The sequence below is a fragment of the Corallococcus praedator genome (assembly GCF_003612125.1).
Classification (GTDB): domain Bacteria; phylum Myxococcota; class Myxococcia; order Myxococcales; family Myxococcaceae; genus Corallococcus; species Corallococcus praedator.
In genome coordinates this window covers 1-432 of sequence record NZ_RAWI01001114.1, presented here as the reverse complement: position 1 = coordinate 432, position 432 = coordinate 1, and the positions used below count along the sequence as shown (strand labels likewise).

The 432-nt window shown below is 47.7% G+C and carries 1 pseudogene; it reads right to left on the bottom strand.

Annotated elements, in window-relative coordinates:
* Positions 1 to 147 precede the first annotated feature (147 nt).
* A pseudogene (locus D7Y13_RS50170) lies at positions 148 to 432 on the bottom strand (IS630-like element ISAcma32 family transposase); the annotation flags it as partial.

Below are 432 nucleotides of genomic sequence, written 5' to 3'. Positions count from 1 at the left end.
GCTCACTGCTGGCTCAGGTTGCAGCCAAAGGGTAATGAAGCCCGCGATCGGAATAGACAGAAAGACTCCCAACAATCCAGCGACTCGCTCACCGATAAACAGCGCCAGAAACAGCAGGACTGGATTTACTCCCTTCCCGGCAAAAGATTATGCAACCAATGAGAAGATAAAATTGAGCGTTTTTTGTACCTGCTCCGATGAGAGAAACTGATGGAATTCCAAAAATTGTTCCAACTGCTGCTCAATCTGCTCAAGGGTTGTTCCAATCGGAAGATGGTGCAGGAACCGCAAGCGCAGCAAGTGAATTACGTACTCAACCAAGTTCAACTTAGGTGAATAGGATGGAACATACAAGCACTCGACGGTGATTGCCTGAGCTAATCCCATCTGCTCCAGATGTACCGCTAATTGAGACTGCATCTTCTGCTTGTG